The organism is Aquabacterium sp. CECT 9606, assembly GCF_918741295.1.
In the GTDB taxonomy this organism is placed as follows: Bacteria; Pseudomonadota; Gammaproteobacteria; order Burkholderiales; family Burkholderiaceae_C; genus Aquabacterium.
Genome location: NZ_CAKKNB010000001.1, coordinates 289,839 through 310,053, shown reverse-complemented (window position 1 = coordinate 310,053; position 20,215 = coordinate 289,839). Strand labels below are relative to the sequence as shown.

The 20,215-nt window shown below is 60.7% G+C and carries 20 protein-coding genes and 1 riboswitch; of the genes, 4 read left to right on the top strand and 16 right to left on the bottom strand.

Features of this window, described 5'->3' with window-relative positions:
• The first annotated feature begins 135 nt into the window (after positions 1-135).
• Positions 136-2,430 (top strand): hypothetical protein, encoded by a 2,295-nt coding sequence (locus tag LQ232_RS01460; RefSeq protein WP_230177998.1) that lies wholly within the window; start codon positions 136-138, stop codon positions 2,428-2,430.
• 160 nt (positions 2,431-2,590) lie between these two features.
• Here LQ232_RS01460 and LQ232_RS01455 read toward each other — a convergent pair whose 3' ends face one another.
• The 6 genes from LQ232_RS01455 to LQ232_RS01430 all read right to left on the bottom strand — a co-directional run bounded on the left by LQ232_RS01455 (position 2,591) and on the right by LQ232_RS01430 (position 8,715).
• Positions 2,591-3,508 carry an HNH endonuclease gene (locus LQ232_RS01455; protein WP_256450019.1) on the bottom strand — a complete coding sequence of 306 codons (918 nt, stop codon included), beginning with the start codon at positions 3,506-3,508 and terminating at the stop codon, positions 2,591-2,593.
• A 40-nt stretch (positions 3,509-3,548) separates the two neighbouring features.
• The gene (locus LQ232_RS01450) at positions 3,549-4,550 is read right to left on the bottom strand and encodes a DUF4917 family protein (RefSeq protein ID WP_230177994.1); all 1,002 of its coding nucleotides are present in this window, start codon (positions 4,548-4,550) and stop codon (positions 3,549-3,551) included.
• Positions 4,543-5,844: a restriction endonuclease subunit S gene (locus LQ232_RS01445; protein ID WP_230177992.1), complete on the bottom strand. Its 1,302-nt coding sequence runs from the start codon at positions 5,842-5,844 to the stop codon at positions 4,543-4,545. The genes LQ232_RS01450 and LQ232_RS01445 overlap by 8 nt, the downstream gene beginning before the upstream one ends.
• Positions 5,834-7,396, bottom strand: coding sequence for a class I SAM-dependent DNA methyltransferase (locus tag LQ232_RS01440; RefSeq protein ID WP_230177990.1), 1,563 nt, complete (start codon positions 7,394-7,396; stop codon positions 5,834-5,836). The genes LQ232_RS01445 and LQ232_RS01440 overlap by 11 nt, the downstream gene beginning before the upstream one ends.
• A gap of 131 nt (positions 7,397-7,527) precedes the next feature.
• Positions 7,528-8,067, bottom strand: coding sequence for a DUF2442 domain-containing protein (locus LQ232_RS01435; RefSeq protein ID WP_230177988.1), 540 nt, complete (start codon positions 8,065-8,067; stop codon positions 7,528-7,530).
• A 123-nt stretch (positions 8,068-8,190) separates the two neighbouring features.
• Positions 8,191-8,715, bottom strand: coding sequence for a hypothetical protein (locus LQ232_RS01430; protein WP_230177986.1), 525 nt, complete (start codon positions 8,713-8,715; stop codon positions 8,191-8,193).
• A gap of 173 nt (positions 8,716-8,888) precedes the next feature.
• Here LQ232_RS01430 and LQ232_RS01425 point away from each other — a divergent pair, with 173 nt between their 5' ends.
• The 3 genes from LQ232_RS01425 to LQ232_RS01415 all read left to right on the top strand — a co-directional run bounded on the left by LQ232_RS01425 (position 8,889) and on the right by LQ232_RS01415 (position 10,712).
• On the top strand, positions 8,889-9,110 hold the full coding sequence (locus tag LQ232_RS01425; protein WP_230177984.1) for a helix-turn-helix domain-containing protein: 222 nt from the start codon (positions 8,889-8,891) through the stop codon (positions 9,108-9,110).
• A 420-nt stretch (positions 9,111-9,530) separates the two neighbouring features.
• A complete protein-coding gene (locus tag LQ232_RS01420; protein WP_230177982.1) occupies positions 9,531-10,235 on the top strand; it encodes a hypothetical protein in 705 nt (234 codons plus the stop codon).
• Between the two features lie 318 nt (positions 10,236-10,553).
• Entirely contained in the window at positions 10,554-10,712 is a 159-nt protein-coding gene (locus LQ232_RS01415; RefSeq protein WP_230177979.1) for a hypothetical protein, read from the top strand.
• Between the two features lies 1 nt (position 10,713).
• Here LQ232_RS01415 and LQ232_RS01410 read toward each other — a convergent pair whose 3' ends face one another.
• The 10 genes from LQ232_RS01410 to LQ232_RS01365 all read right to left on the bottom strand — a co-directional run bounded on the left by LQ232_RS01410 (position 10,714) and on the right by LQ232_RS01365 (position 20,197).
• The gene (locus LQ232_RS01410; RefSeq protein WP_230177977.1) at positions 10,714-11,415 is read right to left on the bottom strand and encodes a hypothetical protein; all 702 of its coding nucleotides are present in this window, start codon (positions 11,413-11,415) and stop codon (positions 10,714-10,716) included.
• The gene (locus LQ232_RS01405; RefSeq protein ID WP_230177975.1) at positions 11,412-12,218 is read right to left on the bottom strand and encodes an N-acyl homoserine lactonase family protein; all 807 of its coding nucleotides are present in this window, start codon (positions 12,216-12,218) and stop codon (positions 11,412-11,414) included. Before LQ232_RS01405 ends, LQ232_RS01410 begins: the two co-directional genes overlap by 4 nt.
• Positions 12,215-12,880 carry a cysteine hydrolase family protein gene (locus LQ232_RS01400; protein ID WP_230177973.1) on the bottom strand — a complete coding sequence of 222 codons (666 nt, stop codon included), beginning with the start codon at positions 12,878-12,880 and terminating at the stop codon, positions 12,215-12,217. The genes LQ232_RS01405 and LQ232_RS01400 overlap by 4 nt, the downstream gene beginning before the upstream one ends.
• The gene (locus LQ232_RS01395) at positions 12,858-13,649 is read right to left on the bottom strand and encodes a creatininase (RefSeq protein WP_230177971.1); all 792 of its coding nucleotides are present in this window, start codon (positions 13,647-13,649) and stop codon (positions 12,858-12,860) included. Before LQ232_RS01395 ends, LQ232_RS01400 begins: the two co-directional genes overlap by 23 nt.
• 14 nt (positions 13,650-13,663) lie before the next feature.
• Entirely contained in the window at positions 13,664-14,425 is a 762-nt protein-coding gene (locus LQ232_RS01390; protein WP_230177940.1) for an SDR family NAD(P)-dependent oxidoreductase, read from the bottom strand.
• A 1-nt stretch (position 14,426) separates the two neighbouring features.
• Positions 14,427-15,440, bottom strand: coding sequence for a fatty acid desaturase (locus LQ232_RS01385; RefSeq protein ID WP_230177938.1), 1,014 nt, complete (start codon positions 15,438-15,440; stop codon positions 14,427-14,429).
• A gap of 15 nt (positions 15,441-15,455) precedes the next feature.
• On the bottom strand, positions 15,456-16,451 hold the full coding sequence (locus LQ232_RS01380) for an ABC transporter substrate-binding protein (RefSeq protein WP_230177936.1): 996 nt from the start codon (positions 16,449-16,451) through the stop codon (positions 15,456-15,458).
• 52 nt (positions 16,452-16,503) lie between these two features.
• Positions 16,504-16,616, bottom strand: a riboswitch (guanidine-I (ykkC/yxkD leader).
• A gap of 88 nt (positions 16,617-16,704) precedes the next feature.
• Positions 16,705-18,348 carry a nitric oxide reductase activation protein NorD gene (locus tag LQ232_RS01375; protein ID WP_230177934.1) on the bottom strand — a complete coding sequence of 548 codons (1,644 nt, stop codon included), beginning with the start codon at positions 18,346-18,348 and terminating at the stop codon, positions 16,705-16,707.
• Positions 18,345-19,160 (bottom strand): CbbQ/NirQ/NorQ/GpvN family protein, encoded by an 816-nt coding sequence (locus LQ232_RS01370; RefSeq protein ID WP_230177923.1) that lies wholly within the window; start codon positions 19,158-19,160, stop codon positions 18,345-18,347. Before LQ232_RS01370 ends, LQ232_RS01375 begins: the two co-directional genes overlap by 4 nt.
• Positions 19,160-20,197 carry an aliphatic amidase gene (locus tag LQ232_RS01365; RefSeq protein ID WP_230177921.1) on the bottom strand — a complete coding sequence of 346 codons (1,038 nt, stop codon included), beginning with the start codon at positions 20,195-20,197 and terminating at the stop codon, positions 19,160-19,162. The genes LQ232_RS01370 and LQ232_RS01365 overlap by 1 nt, the downstream gene beginning before the upstream one ends.
• Positions 20,198-20,215: the final 18 nt, after the last annotated feature.

Sequence of the window (20,215 nt, the reverse complement as noted above, 5' to 3'; positions counted from 1 at the left end):
CTTCCCGTATTTGACCAAAGTTTTAACTCGCTGCATTTGCCGTGACCGCAGCTGGTTCGGGGGTGAGAATGTAGGCGTCAGTTCAGGGAGGATACGACACCGCGATCATCGCGCCCTGGCCAGAGGACGGCGCACATGAAACGCAAAAAGCATCAGAAAAGCAGCAAGCGGACAGAGGGAGATCGACGCGGTCCGTTTTTGACCCCGCACCCGCTGAGTGGGTTGCCCATTTCTGACCGAAAAGCCTATGCTGTGGAGCTAGGGAAGAAGTCCAGAGAGCGCAAAGCCACCATCCTTGAAGAAGTCCGCGAACTTTGTGCGCGCATCGAACCCTTCATCACATTAGCTGTCCTACAAACATATGCTTTGATGAACGGTGTGCAGTCTTCAAAGGCACCGCGTGAAACAAGGCTCCAGCAAGGCCACATCGAATTTGTACAGGCATTGCTGCTTGCCTCCCCGCCACGCCAAGGTATAGCCCCACCACAACCCGACGAAATACAGCGCCTCTTCGACTTACTTCCTGAGCTGTTTGAGGCGCACCAAACAGCCAGACTGCCAACGGCATTCGAGGCCCCATCAGCAGCGAATGAAAAGCAGTCAGCAATGACCGCGCTTCAGGAGTACCTCCGCGCTCATACCGCCGTGGTACGAAACTGGGGCTTCTACGGGACAGTCAAGCGTGTGAGCCACGACCAGTTCCGCGCAGTCGATGGCGACTTCCAGGAGAGATTCGGGCTCGGGCTCACTGATGTCGCGCGGTTGTTTGATCACTTGATCAGACGCATGGAGGACCAAGTCAATGAGCACCGCTCACAACTCCGATCCGTGTTTGCGGCCAGGACCGTGGATGAACTGGTCGAATCGTTCCTCGTTGCCTTTCCTTTCAAGGGTGAACTGCAGGCGTGGTCCGAGTCTTTCAAACGGGAGGCACCCCATCTGGAAGGGGCGAAGAATGGTCTGCTTCCACTTGCAGATCGCTTCTTGACGATGCGCTTCTTTGTCAACTCTGCCGTCGTGGCTGAAGCCCTTCAAATCGACGCAGAAGCGACAGACTCCTTGATGACCAAGCTCAGCCAGTCGCTGGGCGCTACACAAGATTGCGATGTCGAAAGCTTCTTCTGGAACAACCCTGTTTGGACGAAGCCTCTGATCAAGCTCAGCGGCCACGAGTACTTCTGTGCGCTTCCGCAAACCGGCATGAGCTTCATCTACCAAATTGCCGATGCGTTACTGCAAGAGGCTCCAAAGCTGACGGAAAAGTTCAGCAAGGTCAGGTCTGAGTATCTCGAACGTGAAGTTCACCGCTTGCTTGCAGCCGCATTTCCAAATGCACAGTTCGCTACGGCCTACAAGTGGCGACACGAGGGCCAACAGTTTGAGACGGACCTGATCCTTCGGTACGACACAACATTGCTGTTGGTCGAAGCCAAGTCAGGGAAAGTCACATGGCCCGCACTGCGCGGGGCCACCGACCGGGTCGTGGAGCACGTCAAGCGTCTCATCGTGGAACCATCCGAGCAATCAGGGAGGTTGTCGAAGGTCATCCAACAAGAGATCGAAGTACGGAAGAGCGAAGCCAACCAAACTTTGGACTTCCCGATCAGCCTGGACGGCATCACCAGCGTCTTGAGGTTGTCTGTGACCCTGCACGACTTCGCAACGGTGCAGAGCGTTCCCACGCTCTTGCAAGATGCGGGGCTGCTGAGCAATCAGTACCCGCTCTCTCCGTGCATCTCGCTTGCTGATCTCGAAGTCATGCTTGACCTGCTAGAGCATCCTCACGAGCGGTTGCACTACATACGGCAAAGAGCCCAGTCGCTCTTGACTCATCATCTCGTAGGAGACGAGCTTGACATCATGGGGTTCTACCTGGATACAGGCCTGAACCTCAATGGCTTTGAACCAGGCAAACACAGACTGATCACAGCCGGATACTCTGCTGCGATCGACAAGTACTACTCAATGAGGGATGAAGGACGGCAAATGCCCAAGCCTTCCAGAGCCCTCAGTCCTTGGTTCAAATCGCTGCTCTCACAGGTAGCGAACAGACCCACACAAGGATGGTCGGAGTTGACCTCAGCGCTTCTGTCGGTCACGCGAGATGATCAAGATGAACTGGAGCGAAGAGTCCGCGCGATCGCAGCTTGCATCAACGCCGGGCGCACGCCACCACACGAACAGGACGCCATCATCCTTTCTGGTCCGGCTTGGACGAACAGCGCATTGGTGATCCACGTTAAGCCACGACTAATTGGCTACCGAGCGAATGACAAGGCAGAGAACCTTGCGTCAGTGACTTTCGAGCAGGAACACATCGAAAGATGCCACCTGGTCGTCGTCGATGCGCTGGACCCCGGACTGCCCTACACAGGTGGATCGGTTTGGTACCGGACAGACCGCCCCGTACCCGCAACCATCTTCATGTGAATTGATTGGCCTTCCCGACGAGCATTCAAGGAGCGCTAAAGAAAGCCTTGTTGACCACAGGCCATGTTAACCAGCGCCGGAGCACGAAGCGCGCAGTGCACCAACGCTGGCCATGTAAATGGAGCTATGGCCGGTGTTGGCGTGCGCTTTGAAACCGCTGCTAGACAGCATTGGGTTCGGCCTTGAGAGGAGAGTAGCCGTGTTTCTCATCGAACTCGAGTCCGTTTGAAACTTCAAAGCTCCCGTGAAGATAGTGATTTTGATCCTCACCGAGCACCAACCAGCATCCCAAGCGCTCAACCAGCGGGCTGATCCCGCCGTGCTCTTCAAGCCACTCGTGATAGCCTGCGATAGATGGGCCTGCGACATTGACGACGAACTCAATTCCATAGAAAAGAAAGCCAAAGAGCGTTTCCTGTCGCTTGTTCATAAAGAGCCCGCAACCAAATCCAGCTTGCACCCATTCATTTGTGCTTGGATGACGCATTAACGTGTCGTGTGGAAAAACACGTCGATGCGAAAAAGGCCACTCCTGAAAATTGCTGCCATACCGAGCGTACTCACGCACGTTGTCGAAGAAAGGCTCGCTGCCCAAATGATATGGGCCTTGCGGGCTTGAGCAAAACAACTCGGCGACGGCTTCATAAGCCATCTTGCAGAGAAATCTGGACATCTCTCGATGGGGCAGGTCGTCTTCAATCGTGAAGATCAATGGCTGCTCGAAACCGTTGGCGATGACGGCGTCAAGGCCGGCCTTATCGTTGCCTTTCTCTGGGCTGAGTTGCAGCTTTCCGTTTTGCGTGCGCCGCATGTTTACTGCGACATCAGTGCCCGCGATATGCCCAACCAATGACGGATATGTTCCCTTCTTGTTGGGGATCTGCTGCCATGCTCGAACGTTTCTCATCCACGAGTGCGAAAGGATTGGTTGTTCGACTTTGCGAGCGAAGTAGTTGTTGCACTTGTCGCAGACAACGCCTGCCGGAAGCACACGTCTCTTGCTTCCAATTGATTCCGGCATGATGTGCTCGACACTACGTGATTGACTGGAATCACTTTTACAGAAGATGCATCGCATGGACCGTGATCAATTGATGGGTTTATGAATCGACCGGATCCTATGGGTGAATCCAGCAACCAGGACTTTCCGCGTCGAAGAACAACACCTCTCCCACTCCTGCGGCTTTCAGGGCATCTTCCATCTTTTGGGCGCTCGCTTGATCGCCACCATAAACCGATGCGGCCACTCTCCGCAGTCGAGTGCCCGACCTGCGCAACTGAGCCAAGACATGCTCGTCTTGATCAGACGCGGCCCAACCGTAAACGACCAATGATTCGCCGGAACTTGGCAAGACTTCCCGAAAAACACGGCTCAGGTAGCTAGAGCTGGCGATGGACTTCCTTTTGTGCTCTGTGGTGCCCTCGCTTACAAACAACGGCACGGCATTGCCGACTTCCCACAACGCCAGAATCCGCTCCAACAGGTTTTCGTAGCCCCCACCGCGCAGACTGAGCTTGCCCTCCGTGTAATCATCACGGCGAGCCGTGATGAGACTCCCATGCGGGTAGAAGACAAGCGTGGATCCATCTGCACGAAATGGCTCGCGGAGCGTTTCCCAGTCTTCACGAAACAATCCCCCCGCCTGGAAGCAGTCCTTGAACCAGACCCCCAACTGAGGCTGGCTGGCCATCATCGCCCAGTAAACGAGCAGGTCATAGTTCAGGCACAAGACCGTGTCGAAGTCCTTCATGAACTGGAACATTGGCTCGAAATGCTGGCTTGCATCCTCGTAGCTGATGTGCACCTGTCGCACCGTCGCGATCAAGGCCTGCCTCACCTGTTGGTAGGCCTCCTCAACTCTGCCAGGCTCTACACCGAGAGCCTTGTTGACCAGCGTGGCCTCCCAAAGACGCCTGAGCACCAACTCAAAGTCGCTCGTGGCAAACGACTCAAAGATCGATGCGATCTCAGGGTTTAGATGACCAAGTTCTTCTGCCGCAAGTCGTAGTGACGCATAGCCGAACTCTTTATGAACGGCCATACTTGCGCCGTTCCCAAGGAGAAGTGCGCCGCCAACGAACGGCTCTTTAATGTCCGACCACTTCTGAATCTCAGGCAACTTTGGCCTCCATCATTTCAGGCAGGCGGAGTTGGCCGGAGATGAGGCGGGGGAGCAAGGTATCTCGGAGTGCAATGAGGACTCGGAGTTGCTCCTCATTTTCGACAATCCGTTGATCAATGGGGTGCGAAATGTCTTCGAAAGACTCAAGCACCTTGGCCCCGGGATCAACGACAGGCAACGTCTGAAAATCCTTCTTGTTAATTGATCCGAAGACTGTCCCCTCTGAATCAAAGGTTTTGAATCGACCACCGAGGCCTCGAAGGGCATAAAAGGTAAAGCCACGGTGACCATCAGGGTGTCTTACCGAGGCAACTCCTCTGCCTATGCAGCATTTTTCAATAGCCATATTTACGTCACCGACTGGTGCTCGAACACTAACCAACGTGTCGCCAATTTCTGCAATGCGGGTCGGCGCGTTGCAGAAAACTCGCTGTGTCGGAAAACGGAAGCCGAAGTCTGTTCGCCCTTGATAAAAGGGGAGTCCATCATTTGTGCCGTTATAAGTGTCGCCAGGAGGTGACTGCCCCATGGTCAACACGAACGATTCGCCTACGTTCGATAGGCGCCACCCCTTCGGAACCACCCCCAACTCCGTCTCCTCCAACGCATCAGGGAACAGCGCGGCCGTGGCCTCGTCTATGCCTTCGGGGGCGCGGCCTGCCATCTTGGCGCGCACGGGGTCGAAATCGACGAACCACGATTTGAACAGCGCCTGGGCGATGGCTTCGAGGGTGGCGTTGGTTTCGCGCAGGAGGGTGATGCGGTCGTCGAGGGCACCAATAAACGCTGAAATCACTTGCCGCTCGAGGGCCGGAGGCAGCGGGATAGGTAGAGCCCGAAGATCCTTAAGATTGATCGTCGTTTGTACGGTCGTGTTGGCCCTGCTGCCAAGCAAGTGCTGCGACAGCGGAGAACGCAAACAAAGCGCAATCCAATCCGGGCTGACGTGAGGCAACGGGTCAATCACGGCCACTGCTCGCGCAACATTGAACCCAGCAATGTTTGCTGGCGCAACAGCCACTTGTCCGACTGAGCCCACGATGGTCAGCAAGACTTCGCCACCCTTCAGCCTGGTACGCCCATACTTCGCCTCAATCGCCGGCGCCACACGCATAACGTCGCGAAGGTCTAAGCGCATGTCACCAAAGTTGTTGACGCGAACAATTGGCACACCTTCGCTGACCGGGCTACCCGGTTGCACGATGCCGTAAGTTATTGACCCGTTCTGACAGCAAGTGTCCAACGCAGCATATTTCCAACCAGCTGGCAGGCTGGGTAAGTCAAAACTCATACCCCAGCCCCCCCAACTTCTGCCGAATCAGCGCATCTAGCTCGGCGCCCTTGGCCATCTGCTCGCCCAGCTTCTCGGTGAGCTTTTGCATCTTCTCGGCAAAGGCCTCGTCGTCGTCTTCCACCTCTTCGGCGCCCACATAGCGGCCCGGGGTCAGCACATGGCCGTGCTGCGCAATCTCGGCCAGCGGCACGCTGCGGCAAAAGCCTGGCACGTCTTCATAGCTGGTGATGCTGGCGCCAGCCTCCACCTCGCCACGCCACGCAGCCACGGTCTCAGCAATGCGAGCAATGGCGGCGTCGTCCAGCTCGGCCTGCACGCGTGAAATCATCCTGCCCAGCTTGCGGGCGTCGATGAACAGCACCTCGCCCCTGCGTTGCTTCTGCTTGGCCAAGAACCACAAGCAGGCCGGGATCTGGGTGTTGAAGAACAACTGCCCCGGCAGGGCCACCATCACCTCCACCACGTCGGCGTCCACCATCGCTGCGCGGATCACGCCTTCGTTGTTCTGGCTGGAGCTCATGGAGCCATTGGCCAGCACGATGCCGGCACGGCCCGTGGGCTTGAGGTGGTGCAGCATGTGCTGCAACCAAGCGTAGTTGGCGTTGCCTTGCGGTGGATCGCCGTAGTGCCAGCGGGCATCGCCTTCCAAGCTGCCGTGCCACCAGTCGCTGATGTTGAACGGCGGGTTGGCCAGGATGAAGTCAGCCCGCAAGTCGGCGTGCTGGTTGCGGGTGAAGGCGTCGCCAGGCTCGCGACCCAGGTTGAAGTCGATGCCGCGAATGGCCAGGTTCATGGCGGCCAGGCGCCAGGTGGTAGGGTTGGCCTCTTGCCCGTAGATGGACACGTCGCCAATCTTGCCGCCGTGGGCTTCGATGAACTTCTCGCTCTGCACGAACATGCCGCCCGAGCCGCAGCACGGGTCGTACACCTTGCCTTGGTGCGGGGCCAGCACGGCCACCAAGGTCTTGACGATGCTGGCCGGCGTGTAAAACTGCCCACCCCTCTTGCCTTCGGCGCTGGCGAACATGCCCAGGAAGTATTCGTACACCTGGCCGAGCACGTCGCGGGCCACGGCGGGGTCTGTGCCAAAACCGATGGTAGAAACCAAGTCAACCAGTTCACCGAGCTTGCCATCAGGCAATTGTGCTCGGGCGTAGCGCTTGTCGAGGATGCCCTTGAGCTTGGGGTTCTCGACTTCGATCAGGCCCAGGGCATCGTCGATGTGCTTGCCGATGGTGGTTTGCTTGGCCGCTGCGCGGATGGCTTCCCAGCGGGCTGATTCTGGCACCCAGAACACATTGACCTCTTTGTAGTAATCGCGGTCTTCGAGTTCAGCGTCGATGTCTTCCGGCGCGGCATCGCCGTAAAAGTATTCGTCATTGGGGTCGGTCAGGCGCTGGCGCAGCTCGGCCTGGCGGGCGGCAAAGGTGTCGGAGATGTACTTGACGAAGATGAGGCCGAGCACCAAATGCTTGTATTCGGCGGCGTCCATGTTGGCGCGCAGCTTGTCGGCGGTTGCCCATAGGGTCTTCTTGATATCGTCGAGCATGTGTCCCGGGCGCTGAATTGTTGTTGACTGCAAGGTGGCGAAGGTTTTTGCCAGACCCGTGGATCTTAATTTGCAGCTCAGGGCGGAAACGGTCTCGGGAGGGAATTTGCTCCAGTTAAACGAGGGGCGAGTCAGCCGCCGTTAGCAGGTGGCTGTTGGCCATCTGCAGCCAGATCTGCAAGCGTGAATCGCACCAGATTTCGGACACCAAGCAGCGCAAGATCAGGTTTGGGCGCCAGCCATGACAGCGAGGGAAACGCGGTGCATGTGGCCACGAACTCTTGGTCCTCGGCTGACCAGCGGACCGCGTATGTATAGAGATCTTCGGCCTGAGGCTGGGGCAAACAGCCATCTGCTTCATGCTCGGCCTCGTCAGTAAGCCGCTTGGGCTGCAAGATGCCCACCAGAAGCGAAGGCACATAGAGGTCGGCGTCCAAGGCAGGGAAATGGAGGCCCACCCCTGACGGAGAAACCTCAATCTGCTGAAGGTCGCTTAGTTGCGAGTGCTCCAAGCCCGCAGCAAGGCCGGGTTTGAAGGAAATCTGCATTCCCGTGCTCAAACGGGTCACGACGTCACCGCTGGCTGCGTCGTACCGTGCTGATATGGCCCGCACTTTTTGGAGGGCCTTCAGCAGGTCTCTATTCGTCCTGGAGGGTTCAGTCATCTTCATGCTTTGGTTTCGGTAGCCATCCAATCCCCGTTTCGCAGCAACCGCGCTGATCAGATCTAGGGCCTGGCCATACTTTCTGCGAGGGAGCCCCCGAGGTAGTTTCGCGGGCGAAAAACCTGCGGTTCATTGGTGTTGCAGCCCGGCAGAGAGCGCAGCTAAGCGAGCCTGAGTCACCAACTCGTCGTCTTTGTGAATCCCAACCAACTCGTAGGCGCCTGACTCCGTTTGGTAGCCCACGCCCAAATTCAGGGATACCTCACGGGCAACCACATAAGCCGCGGTTGCGGCGACCTCGCATCCGTATTCGTGCCCTCTGAACACCTTGGCCAGCATGCCCAAGGCGCGAATATCGTCATCGGTCTGCTCGCGCAAGAACTGAATGAACAGTTGCTGCTGGTCGGCCACATCTGCCGGCAGCCCACCCGGGCGCGCATCAGGGGCTTCGATGCCGAATACGTAGGCAGTGTCGTTTGACTCCATGAACAGAACGTTCGCGAACACCTTGCTGAACTGTCCCTGACGGACCGCCTTGACTTGCGCTGACCAGAGGTAGCCCCGCCCTTGCGGCAAAGTTGCAACACGTTGAGGGGCCTTGACCCCAAACGCAATGGGCGCCAGCCCAGGTGGGCTTTCAAGTCGATCCAGCATGGCAATCCCTCTCGGGGCGACTGCTACTGGGCCCTCCCGGCAGCGCGTCAGTGAAACGCCCCAAGGACATGATTCTAGGCCAAGTGCTACGTATAGTCTGTAGACCTATAGTCATCAAAATTGGATTCTCGCGGGCAATGTCAATAGCCCGCAAGTCCGCCGAAACAGCGCGCATGCGCTTCGCCAGGCTGCTCAAAACAGAGCGGCTGGCCAGAGGTATCAGCCAGGAAGCCTTGGCTGAGCTGGCAGGACTGCATCGGACCTACGTGGGGTCCGTCGAGCGCGGGGAGCGCAACATCGCCGTTGACAACATGGAGGCGTTGGCGAATGCGATGGGGTTGGATGTAAGTGAACTGATCACGCCACTTCCTTGCCGCCCGACGCGCCAAACCTGACCATCACGCTCACGGCTCACTTCAGTTCATGAAAGCCACCTTGATGCGTTTCGTGAACTAAGATAGAAGTACCGTGAACTGATTAAAATCGGGCTATGTCATTGATTTTTAAGTGTTTTCTGACATTGTCCATCTTCCAGTTGCAGCACCTAATTCTAGATAGAGTCGGCGACAGCCAATAAATTTCGGTCTCATCGGCTTTAGCGCTGTGGAAAGGATCGAAGCGATGGACAAGGAAATGGTGCAGTTCTGTTTGAATTGGGTGAGCACGAATGCCCATGCACTCGTGCAGTTGCTTAGCGCGCTTGCTCCGGTAGTGGCTCTGGCGGTCGTGGGATACGCGCTTCATGTCACTGACAAGAATCGGGGATCGAAATGATCAGGAAAACAAAATGGCATCGGCTCCCAACCGAGTTGCTCTTGGAAGCTTTGCCCGCGCTTAGCTGGAGCAAGAGCGAGGGGCAGAAGCCAGCAGCAGAGACCGCCGCACTTATGCTGTACGTTGCCCTCAACTTCATGGTCACCACCTCAGTGGACGAGTCTGGTCAATTCCATGCTGTGGCGGATGGAACGTATGTCGCGCTTGGTGAAGCTACGGGCCTGTCGAGAGCTTTGATCGCAGATGGGTTGCAGCGGCTTCAAGGACTCGGCCTGATCCACCCCGAAGGCTCAAATCAGAAGAGGCGATACCGGATCGCTTGGCCACAGGAGCACCGCTTCTTCAAGCTGCCATGTCAGGCGATCGTCAAAGATGGTTCTATTACTGCCTTCAAGGCATTTAACTTGCGCTCGAAGCACGAGTTGCATGCCTTGAAGCTGTTCATTTACCTGGCGGCCATCAGGAACAACAACCTGACCTACTCGATGGCTTCATACGAAAAGATCTTTGAGCGCACCCGCATCCCAGAACGAGACATCCGAAGGGCTATCGGTTTACTGATCGGGACAGGCTTGCTCGAAGGCGTCGATCGAGAGCACTCACACACAAGAAACGTGAACGAGCCCAACAAGTACTACCTGAAGGGCTGCACTGCCCTAGTCAACACGGCTCCGACCTCAACCTCGGCCGCCGCGAGTAATCCAGCAGCGAGCAGGCAAGTGTCAACCAGCGCTGACCTCTTCTGACAAGCAATCAGTCCAAATTTTCGCCTCGTGCCTCCCAAATTTGTTGACACAGGCGAGGGTTTGCAGGGTCAAAATCACGATCGCAGCTGCCTCCACGGCCTGTTTACACTTAGAAGGTCAACACAAGCCTGCTAAGGAACAACTTGCCGCATTGGCAAGGCCAAAGCCCGTCGCTTCCGAGTGACGGGCTTTTTTCATGACGGCTGTTCTGGCCCTTCACCCCTAGGATGAAGTGCGCACAACGCAGACTAGGGATGGCCGCAAAAATTGGCCCGGGCAGGATGAAGTCCTCACTCATCAACTGTCATTGGAGACCCCATGAACAAGTACTTCCGCTCCATCAAGCTTCAAGCCGTGGTCCTCATCACCGGCGCCTTGCTGTCCACCAGCGCCTTCTCCATGGGGCGTCATGACGCGCCTTGCGATGGCTTCATGGACTGCATCTACACCGCCTACTGGTACGCCTTCCTGCGCTGAGTCAAGCGGCTGGCTCCAGTTCCGGGAGCGTTGAATGATGGAGGGTCCAGCGCAGGCCCTCCGCACCGTCGAGCACCCCGAAAGAGACTTCGAAGTCCAACAGGCTTGAAGCCTGCGAGGGGTGTCTGGCCAACACCTCGCTCAAGGTATCGCCTGGCACGGTGCCGGCCGGCCAGGCCATCGTGCGGGGCCGAACTTTCATGATGTAGCGGCCTGCGGTCAGGAGCCTGGTGACCCGCGCAGGGTCTTGCCCGTCGGCCCGCTCGCGGAACGTGCAGAGGCCGGTGGATCCGGGCAAGCGCTCCCAGACCTCGCGGTACACGCCATGCACGCCAGTTTCGATGACACGGTCATCGGATTCGAAGACCATCCAGCCAGCATCGGGCGACACGCCTGGCGGCTGGTAGTCCAGGTGGCGGTGCCAAGTGCAAATATCGTCCGCTTGCAGTGAGCGCCGTTCAACTTGCGTGATGCCGCAAAAGCCGCTTTGCAAAGCCAGGGCTTGACGTTGCGCCGCGCTCAAAGCGGCCAACGGCGCCTTGCTGCGGCCAACACGCGCGGCCTGCGGGATGCGCAGATCGGCATGCCACAACTCGGTCTGCATCCACAGCACCAGGCTGGTGTTGTCATGGTGCGTGGGTGTCTCCAGCAAGGTGCGTGACCAGACGCCACGGTATCGCTCGGGCACGGGTTGGTGGCTCATTCGCAGGCCCCGGGAAAGGCGGGCAAGGTGCGGTAGAAGGGCAGGTCGTGGTTGGGCCAGATCCAGGCACCGGTGTCGCGGGCTACGGCCTTGAGCTTGCGGATGCTGTCGATGGCCTGCTGCTCGCGCCCCAGCCACAAGGTGCCAGGGGCCACTTCATCGTCCAGGTTTTCTTGCAGATCGGCCGCGTCACCGGCCAGCAAGATGGGTGGGCCTTTCGGCAACTCGATCAACATCGACATGTGGCCTACGGTGTGGCCCGGCGTGGCCACGGCGCGCACGCCGGGCACCAGGGTGTACTCACCTTGCCGGGTGGTGAAAGGGATAGGGGTGCCCGCAGCGTCCAGCAGGTCGTCGGCAAAGACCACGCCATCGGCCCCGCTGCGCGCCACCTCCAGCTCATCGTGTTGCACATGGATCTCGGCGCCGCACCCGCAGCGGCGCAGGTCTTTAAGTCCACCGGCGTGGTCGAAGTGAAGGTGGCCAATGAAGATCAGGTCGACATCGGCGGGGCCCAGGCCCAACCGAGCCAGGTGGTGCGGGATGCGCTGTTCGTCGCGCATGTCCGGCGCGCCGAACTCGAAGACCTCGGGGTTGTAGTAACGCGCCCGTGCCACCGGGTCGTGGATCTTGGCGTGGTCACAGCCCACGTCGTAGAGGATGCGTCCATTGCTCGTTTCAATCAGGTAGGCCAAGATCGGCGCGTCGATCATCTGCCCCATCCCGCGGTTGAAGGTCGAGATGGATTTGTCGTAGCGGTGCGTGGCCGTGAGCAAGGGCCACAGCTTTCTGACGTGGCTCATGCGGCGGATTCCTTCGGTGCCGGCGTCAAGGCCACGACCACGGCGTCAGTGTCCAACACCTGGCCAAAGAGGCCGCCTTCCACATTGATCATGGCCAGGGCGGGGGCTTGCAGCGCAGGGTCGCTGGCGGCACAGGCGTCACCCACGGTGGTGCAGGCCAGGCCGCGGTCCACGGCCTCGCGCAAGGTGGAGTGCACGCAGACTTCGGTGGTGACGCCGCAGACGATGAGGTGCGTGGTGCCCCGGTTGGCCAACACCTGGGCCAGGTCGGTCTGGTGGAAGGCGCCATAGCCGGGCTTGTCGATCACGACCTCGCCGGGCCAGGGTGCCAGCTCGTCGATGAAGTCGTGGCCACGCTCGCCCCGGATCAACAGGCGGCCCATGGGACCTTCGGAGCCAATCGCAGCGCCTGCGCGGATGCTGCGCTGCAGCTTCTCGGGCGGGCAGTCGGACAAGTCAGGGCGGTGGCCTTCGCGGGTATGGATCACCAGCAGCCTGGCGGCGCGGGCTGCCTTCAACAAGGCCTGGATGTGCGCGATGGGCTGGGCCAGGCGCGCGGTGTCCAGCCCGGCTTGCGCGGCGTAGCCGCCGGGTGCGCAGAAGTCGCGCTGCATGTCGATGACGATCAGCGCGGTCGCCTCAAGTGGGTAGCACGGCATCATGGCTCTCCTTGAAGCCGGTGGCCATGGCCTGGGCGATGCGCTGGGCCACTTCTTGCGCCATGAGCTTGCCCTTGTCGGCATCGGCACCCTTGGCCGATGACAACACGCCCGACGCCGGCACCCAGTCGGTGCGCGTGGGGTAGAGGTCGTAAGGCGGGAAGTCCACCGGGGGCTCGTCGGGGATCAGATCAAGCCGGACCAAGGCGGGGTGGTAGTGCAGCATCATCGAGGTCTCGATGACGGCCGCGTGCTCCAGCGCAAAGCCCGGAAAGCCCTCTGGGAAAACATGGGCCAGGGTCTGCGGCGTCATGAAATCCCAGTACTCCAGGCGCATCACTTCCAACTGGGCTTGGGGCCCCAGGTCACGCAGGCCCAGGTCAATGCCTTCGATCAAGAACCACTGGTTTTCGTAATGGCCATTGAGGATAACCAGGCGTTTGACGCCATGGCGTGCGAACTCTCGCACGGCGTCGCGTACCGAGCCGATCAGGGTGGCGGCGTCCACGCTGGTCGTGCCGCAGAAGTGCTGCCCACCGCCGCATTTGGGCTGCGACTTGTAGCCATAGGACAAGGTGGGTGCCACCAGCGCATTGCTCAGGCGGGCGGCATCGGCCGCGACGGCGCTGGACAGCAGGCCATCTGTGCCCAAAGGCAGGTGCGGACCATGCTGCTCCAGCGCCCCCACTGGCAGCAGAATGGCGGGTTGCTTGGTCTGGACCAAAGCCTGGTAGTCCAGCCATGACAGCTCGTTCATGAAGACGGTACGCATCAAGAAACTCCTGTTCAAGGCATCACCGAACCGCCGTTGGGACCCAGCACTTGGCCACAATAAAAGCGCGACAAGTCAGAGGCCAGGAACAGCGCCGTGTCGGCGATCTCTTCCGGCTGCGCAAAGCGGTGCTGGGGGATGTCCAGTTCCTTGGCCAGCCATTCAGGGCTCATGTGGGCCGAAGACAGCATGGCCGTTTCCACCGGCCCCGGGGCAATCGCGTTGACGCGGATGTGAGGCGCGAACTCGCGGGCCAATGAGCGCGTCAGGCCGATCACACCAGCCTTGGCAGCGCAGTAAGGGGCGAAGCTGTCGCGGCCCAGCAGGCCCAGGTCGGACGCGATGTTGATGACCACGCCGCTGCCCTGCGCCACCATGCCGGGCAACACCGCCCGGCAGACCAGGAAGACCGAGCTCAGGTCGGTCGCGATCATGCGGTCCCAATCGGCCAGGGTGGTGTCCAGGAAGGGCTTTTGCTGGATGATGCCCGCGCAGTTGACCAGGATGTCGATGGGGCCGAGCGAGGACACCACCGACCGGATCATGGAGTCGACCGGGTAGGGCCGGGTCACGTCTGCCTCGATCACCATGGCGGAGGCGCCCAGGGCGCCGGCCTCGTCGCGCACGGCAGTGGCCTCGGCATCGCGGCCCCAATGGTTGATGGCCACCGCCGCACCAGCCTTGGCGAAGCCCAACGCGATGGCCCGGCCAATGCCGCTGGCCGCCCCGGTGACCAGGGCGGTGCGGCCTTGCAAGGACAAGGTGATGGGCTCCATGTCAGACCGCCGTCAAAAAGGAAACGCCCACGGCGCCCAGAAAGCCATCGGCACGGCCCGCATGCTCGGGGCCCAGCACTTGGCCGTAGTCCACCGCCAAAACGCGCTTGACGCGGTTGATGTGGAAGCTGCGCAGCAGCTGGCGCACCGTCACCACCTGGGCATGCGTGTCGCCATAGAGCTCGCGGTGCAACTGGGGCAGGCGGTGCCAGGGCTGGGTGGGCTTCTCGTGGTGCGCGTTGTGAAAACCGAAGTTCAGCCAAAGCATGTTCAGCACCGGTTTGTCCACCCCGACCACATTGCTGTAGGTGTTGGCCTGCTCGTAGACGCGATCACGCACCTTGTCGGCCGGGATGGGCTGGTCATCCATGATCGGGTAGGCATCGTAGGTGTGCTGGAAGCAATCGGCAAACCGCAGCACGGTGACGAAGAGCAGGTAGGCCAGGAAGTACAGCAACAGTGCCTTCAGTGAAACCCAGGCCAGCAATGCAAAGGCCACTGTGCGCACCAGGGCGATGCCGATGATGCGGCCCCGCAAGGCTTTCTTGCGCTCATCGCGGAATGGCAGCAACACGACGAAGCCACGCATCAAAAACTCCACCGCCGGGAAGTAGGCCCACTCCAGGGCCAACACGGTGTTTCTCACCCAGGCGGGCGATTTGAGCAAGAAGCCGCGCGCATCGAAGGTGATCACATCGGCACGCTCCACGTGGTGGCGCATGTGCTTGCGGCGCATGTCGGCAAAGGCCGCGTAGCAGCTGCCATTGAGCCAGCTCATCAAAGTGCCCCAGCGCTCGTTGGCCTCGGGCGTCTTGAAGATGGCCTGGTGAGCGAACTCGTGGATGTAGTAGGCCGACCAGACCAGGGTCAAGGTCACCAAGGTCACACCCAGCACGTTGACGGCCCAGTGGGGCGCCGCCAGCATGGCCACGCCGAGCGGGTAGCCCAGCAAGGTGAACGCGAGGGCCGCCACATTGGGGCCCACGCCATCGGCATAGCGAAAGCTCTTGAACATGGTGGCCCCGCGGTGTTACTTCTTGGTCAGCGCATTGACGAACTGCGCGTCGAAGGTGGACTCGGTGGGCGGGACCGTGGTGATCTGGCCCTTGGCCTTCAGCAGCGTGCCGATGATGTCGCCGCTGGCGAAGTAGGACGTGGTTTCCTTGCCTTTGGCAAAGGCCTTGGGCATCTCGCTGAGCGCGATGTTGTGCACGCCGCCGAGTTGCTCTTTCACCTCCTTGGCCGACACGCCCATGGCTTTGCCGATGATGGCGGCGGCTTCAGCGGGCTTGGCTTTCATGTAGGCCATGCCGTCCAGGTAGCCCTTGATGACGCCCGAGATCTCGGTGGGCATGGATGCGATCTTTTTCTCGTCGAAGACCAGCACGTCGGCGATCAGGCCGGGCGCGTCTTTCGACGAGAACACCACGTGGAATTTCTTGCCGCCGCCCTGGCTCAGGATCTGCGACAGGCTGGGCTCGTAGGTCACGCCGATGGGCAACTGGCCTGACGCCATGCCCGCGGGCACGGTCTCGGGCGTCATGCTGACGGCGGTGATGTCCTTGTCGGTCAGCTTGTTGACCTTCAAGGCATAGGACAGCAAAAAGTCAGATGGCGACAGTGGGTTGAAACCGATCTTCTTGCCCTTGAACTCGCTCACCTTGGTGATGGCCTTGGTGGCCACGATGGCGTCACCGCCGTTGGAGTAATCGATGGGCATCACGACCTTCTGCATGCGCCCTGCCGCGACCTGGCCGATGACCTGGTCGTAGGTGAGCATGCCGCCATCGACCGCACCACTGCTGATGGCCGAGGGGATCAGGGCCGGGTCGCTGAAGATCTGCAGCGAGACCTTGAGGTTGTATTTCTTGAAGAGGTCCAAGGCCTCGGCCACGTAAAACGGGCCGTAGCCGATCCACACGACGGTGCCGATTTTCAGGGACGTGGCGGCCATGGACGCACAGGTCGCCAGGGACAAGGCCAGCGCGGTGGCGACTTGAAGGATGCGGGAACGGGGTGATGCCATGAAAGCTCCTGTTGGGGGGACAAGCGCAGGGGCGAGACGATGTGGATCGTCGCTCTCCCGGGCTTTTGTCCCTCCGTGGAGCCCCTTGCGAGGCCGGGGCACTCTTGGACCAGACAAAGATGGCTTGGCAGTCAACCATCGATCGGAACCCTAGTGCCCCTCAGTAGATGATCCGCGCACTTTTTCAGAGATGCACCAAAATCGCTCCACCTGCCAAGGTGTTAATGCAATAGGTATGCCAGGCCTGTCCCGATCAAGCGGCGAGCCAGCGGTACAGGCCGCACAGCCGGGTTGGCAAGGTCATGGCGTTGTCCACGATGTGGTGGTGGCGCCAGCCAAAAATGCGGCGTACGTACGTGTCGGCCTGCCGGTCCACGACCAGGCCGTGCACCGGCACCCCAGCCGCGCGCGCTTGGTGGATGGCGTGGCGCGCGTCTTCTATCAGATGGTGCGGCGTGTGGACATCGATGTCGGAGGGTGCGCCATCGGTCAGCACCAGGATGGCTTTCAGATCGTTGGCTTCTTCCAGCAGGCTGGCGGTGGCATGTCGCAAAGCCGCGCCCAGCCGCGTTGAGTGGCGCGCCGGGGCCGACGACAGCACGGCGTGCGCGGCGCCATCCAGGGGCGCACCAAAATCGACCAGGCGGTAGTAGCTGACCTCGGCCCGCGTGTTGGACGAGAAGCCATGCACCGCAATGCGGCCGCCGGTTGCGTGCACCGCCTTGGCCAGCATGCGGGCGGCCTCCTTCTCCAGATCGAGGAAGGTTTGAGTGCCCTCGGGCAATCGGGCATTGGTGGACTCGGACAGGTCCAGCAAGACCAGGATGCTGACCGATGACTCAGCGGCCGCGCGGCGGCTGAAACATCTTGATTCGGCAAAGTGCTGAGAGCGGTGCGCCACCATGAACTCCACCACCGCGTTGAGGTCGAGCTCGTCGCCTTCGGACTGACGCCGGACGCGGCGCCCGCCATTCACGTGCGGCGGCCGCTTCAAGGCCGTGGGCACGGCAGACACGGGCAGTGCCGGCTTGGGCGCGAGCCGCCAAGGCGGCAGCTTGTCGATCACCGTGCACCAATCCTGGCGCAGCAGCGACAAGCGGTGGTCCCATTCGGGGTAAAGGTGCTGGCTCAGGGCCACTTCCTTGGTCGCCACTTCCTGCACCTCGTCCTGGCTGCTTTCACCTCCGGACCGGGCTTGCAGTGGGCGTTGCTGCGGCACCTGCAGCTCCAGCTCAGGCGGTGGATCCGCCGACGAGATCTCGTGCTGCCACAAGAAGGTGTTGTCATCCCGATAGGGGGCCGAGACCTGGTACTGGCCGGGCCGGAAGGCGACGCGCGTTTGGCCCAGGTCGTGCACGAGGTTCAAGGCGATCTGGTGGAAGAGCTCGCGATCATCAAGATGGGCGGCGTGGTCCTCGAACAGGGTACGGGCCTTGTGGACCCAAGGGTGATCGTCGCGGTAAGCCGGGTCCACCAGGGCCAGATCCAGGCGCGACATCAAGGCGGCAAAGCCGATGCCTTCGGGCTGAACAGCCAGATGCAGCGGTTTGAGAAACCAGTCGCGCATGCCAGGATGGTCACGCAGCAACAGGCGCTCAACGCGCGCATCTTCGAAGGCCGAGATCAACGCCACCGTCATCGGCTTAAGGCCTTTGGAAGGCCGTGCCGGCGCTGAGAATATCAAGTGCGCCACGGCATGCGCGATGGCTGCGCGAAGCAGGCAGTGCTGGTCAAGGCCCTCCGGCACGGCCAGGTCATCTGGCAGCAACAGGTGGGTGAGCGTCAACACCGGGCGCGAAGGCAAGCCCTCGGCCGCGGAAGAGCCGCCCTGCTGCAAGGCCAGGTCGCGCCCTAACAAGCCCTGCGCCAACCAACGCAGCGATGGCAAGGCACTCATGCCACGGACGCCTGCCCAAACTGGGCGGCCACCAGATCGCGCAAGGCCCGCGCCATGTCCGGGTCATCGGTCAAGGCGTGGGTCAGGGCCATGTCGCAGCTTTCACGCGCGTCCAGGCCCGAGCCGATCAGGAGTCCCGCGTAGATCAGCATGCGGGTGGACATGCCCTCGTCCAGCCCCCGCCCTTTCAGCGCGCGCGAATGGTGGGCGATGCGCACCAGCCGCGTGGCCACTTCCAGCGTCACGCCGGTTTCATGCGCCACGATGCCGGCCTCTACGTCCATCGGCGGGTAGTCGAAGTCGAGCGCCGCGAAACGCTGCCGGGTCGAGGTCTTCATGTCCTTGGAGCGGCTCTGGTAACCCGGGTTGTAGGACACGATGAGCTGGAAATCAGGGTGGGCCTGGACGACCTCGCCCTTCTTGTCCAGCGGCAGCATGCGGCGTGCGTCGGTCAGCGGGTGGATCACCACGGTGGTGTCCTGCCGCGCTTCGACCACCTCGTCGAGGTAGCAGATGCCGCCATGGCGAACGGCCAGGGTCAACGGGCCGTCGTGCCAGCGGGTGCCGTCGGCGTCCAGCAGATAGCGGCCCACCAGGTCGGACGCGGTCATGTCTTCGTTGCACGCGAGGGTGACCAGCGGCCGGCCCAGCTTCCAGGCCATGTGCTCGACGAAACGCGTCTTGCCACAACCCGTGGGGCCCTTGAGCAGCAAGGGCATGCGGTGGCGGTGCGCATGCTCGAACAAGGCGACCTCGTTGCCCGTCGCCTGGTAGAAGGGTTGCTCCCGGATGCGGTAGCTCTCCAGCGCCATCAGCGGTGCTGGGCCGGTTCGTTGGGGATGCCTTCGATCGGGCACTCGGGCGTGCCGGCGGTCGAGCGGGTGATGGCCTCGACCATCTCGCGCGTGCCTTCCGGGTCGTTCACCCACTTGCCGTAGAACTCGAAGGGGCAGGCCGCCACGCCCCTGGCGTCTTCGCCCGAGTTGATCTTGCCGGTGTAGCCACGGTGCACCAGCTTGTAGAGGTGGTTGTTGGACTGCTGGTTCTTGCGTGCATCGCGGATGGCGCTGACCGACATCTCGGCATACTGGATGCCCATCTCTTCGGTGCCACACTCGCCCAGGCTGCGGCCATCGAAGCCCACCAGCGCCGAGTGCCCGAAGTAGCTGTAGACGCCATCGAAGCCAGTGGCGTTGGCCACGGCCACGTACACGTTGTTCATCCAGGCCATGCACTTGGCCACCATGATCTGCTGCTCCTTGGCCGGGTACATGTAGCCCTGGCAGCGGACGATCAGCTCGGCGCCGCGCATCGCGCAGTCGCGCCAGATCTCGGGGTAGTTGCCGTCGTCGCAGATGATGAGGCTGACCTTCATGCCCTTGGGGCCGTCGGACACGTAGGTGCAGTTGCCCGGGTACCAGCCCTCGATGGGCGTCCACGGCATGATCTTGCGGTACTTCTGGACGATCTCACCCTGGTTGTTCATCAGGATGAGCGTGTTGTAGGGCGCCTTGTTGGGGTGCTCCTCATGGCGCTCGCCAGTGAGCGAGAACACGCCCCACACATTGGCCTTGCGGCAAGCGGCAGCGAAGATCTCGGTCTCTTCGCCCGGCACGGTCGAGGCCGTGTCGTACATCTCCTTGGCGTCGTACATGATGCCGTGGGTGGAGTATTCGGGGAAGACGACCAGGTCCATGCCGGGCAGGCCCTGCTTCATGCCAACCAGCATCTCGCCGATCTTGCGCGCGTTGGCCAGCACCTCGGCCTTGGTGTGCAGGCGGGGCATCTTGTAGTTGACGACGGCCACGCCGACGGTGTCGTTGCTGCTGCCAATGTCTCCGTGTCTCATGGGGAACTCCTTTGAAAA

Coding starts and splice junctions, on each gene's coding strand:
- LQ232_RS01390 (WP_230177940.1), bottom strand. CDS start 14,425: ATGGAGCCCATCACCTTGTCCTTGCAAGGCCGCACCGCCCTGGTCACC.
- LQ232_RS01375 (WP_230177934.1), bottom strand. CDS start 18,348: ATGAGTGCCTTGCCATCGCTGCGTTGGTTGGCGCAGGGCTTGTTAGGG.
- LQ232_RS01455 (WP_256450019.1), bottom strand. CDS start 3,508: ATGCGATGCATCTTCTGTAAAAGTGATTCCAGTCAATCACGTAGTGTC.
- LQ232_RS01430 (WP_230177986.1), bottom strand. CDS start 8,715: ATGCTGGATCGACTTGAAAGCCCACCTGGGCTGGCGCCCATTGCGTTT.
- LQ232_RS01460 (WP_230177998.1), top strand. CDS start 136: ATGAAACGCAAAAAGCATCAGAAAAGCAGCAAGCGGACAGAGGGAGAT.
- LQ232_RS01410 (WP_230177977.1), bottom strand. CDS start 11,415: ATGAGCCACCAACCCGTGCCCGAGCGATACCGTGGCGTCTGGTCACGC.
- LQ232_RS01440 (WP_230177990.1), bottom strand. CDS start 7,396: ATGCTCGACGATATCAAGAAGACCCTATGGGCAACCGCCGACAAGCTG.
- LQ232_RS01385 (WP_230177938.1), bottom strand. CDS start 15,440: ATGTTCAAGAGCTTTCGCTATGCCGATGGCGTGGGCCCCAATGTGGCG.
- LQ232_RS01405 (WP_230177975.1), bottom strand. CDS start 12,218: ATGAGCCACGTCAGAAAGCTGTGGCCCTTGCTCACGGCCACGCACCGC.
- LQ232_RS01415 (WP_230177979.1), top strand. CDS start 10,554: ATGAACAAGTACTTCCGCTCCATCAAGCTTCAAGCCGTGGTCCTCATC.
- LQ232_RS01395 (WP_230177971.1), bottom strand. CDS start 13,649: ATGCGTACCGTCTTCATGAACGAGCTGTCATGGCTGGACTACCAGGCT.
- LQ232_RS01365 (WP_230177921.1), bottom strand. CDS start 20,197: ATGAGACACGGAGACATTGGCAGCAGCAACGACACCGTCGGCGTGGCC.
- LQ232_RS01370 (WP_230177923.1), bottom strand. CDS start 19,160: ATGGCGCTGGAGAGCTACCGCATCCGGGAGCAACCCTTCTACCAGGCG.
- LQ232_RS01380 (WP_230177936.1), bottom strand. CDS start 16,451: ATGGCATCACCCCGTTCCCGCATCCTTCAAGTCGCCACCGCGCTGGCC.
- LQ232_RS01445 (WP_230177992.1), bottom strand. CDS start 5,844: ATGAGTTTTGACTTACCCAGCCTGCCAGCTGGTTGGAAATATGCTGCG.
- LQ232_RS01425 (WP_230177984.1), top strand. CDS start 8,889: ATGCGCTTCGCCAGGCTGCTCAAAACAGAGCGGCTGGCCAGAGGTATC.
- LQ232_RS01400 (WP_230177973.1), bottom strand. CDS start 12,880: ATGATGCCGTGCTACCCACTTGAGGCGACCGCGCTGATCGTCATCGAC.
- LQ232_RS01435 (WP_230177988.1), bottom strand. CDS start 8,067: ATGAAGATGACTGAACCCTCCAGGACGAATAGAGACCTGCTGAAGGCC.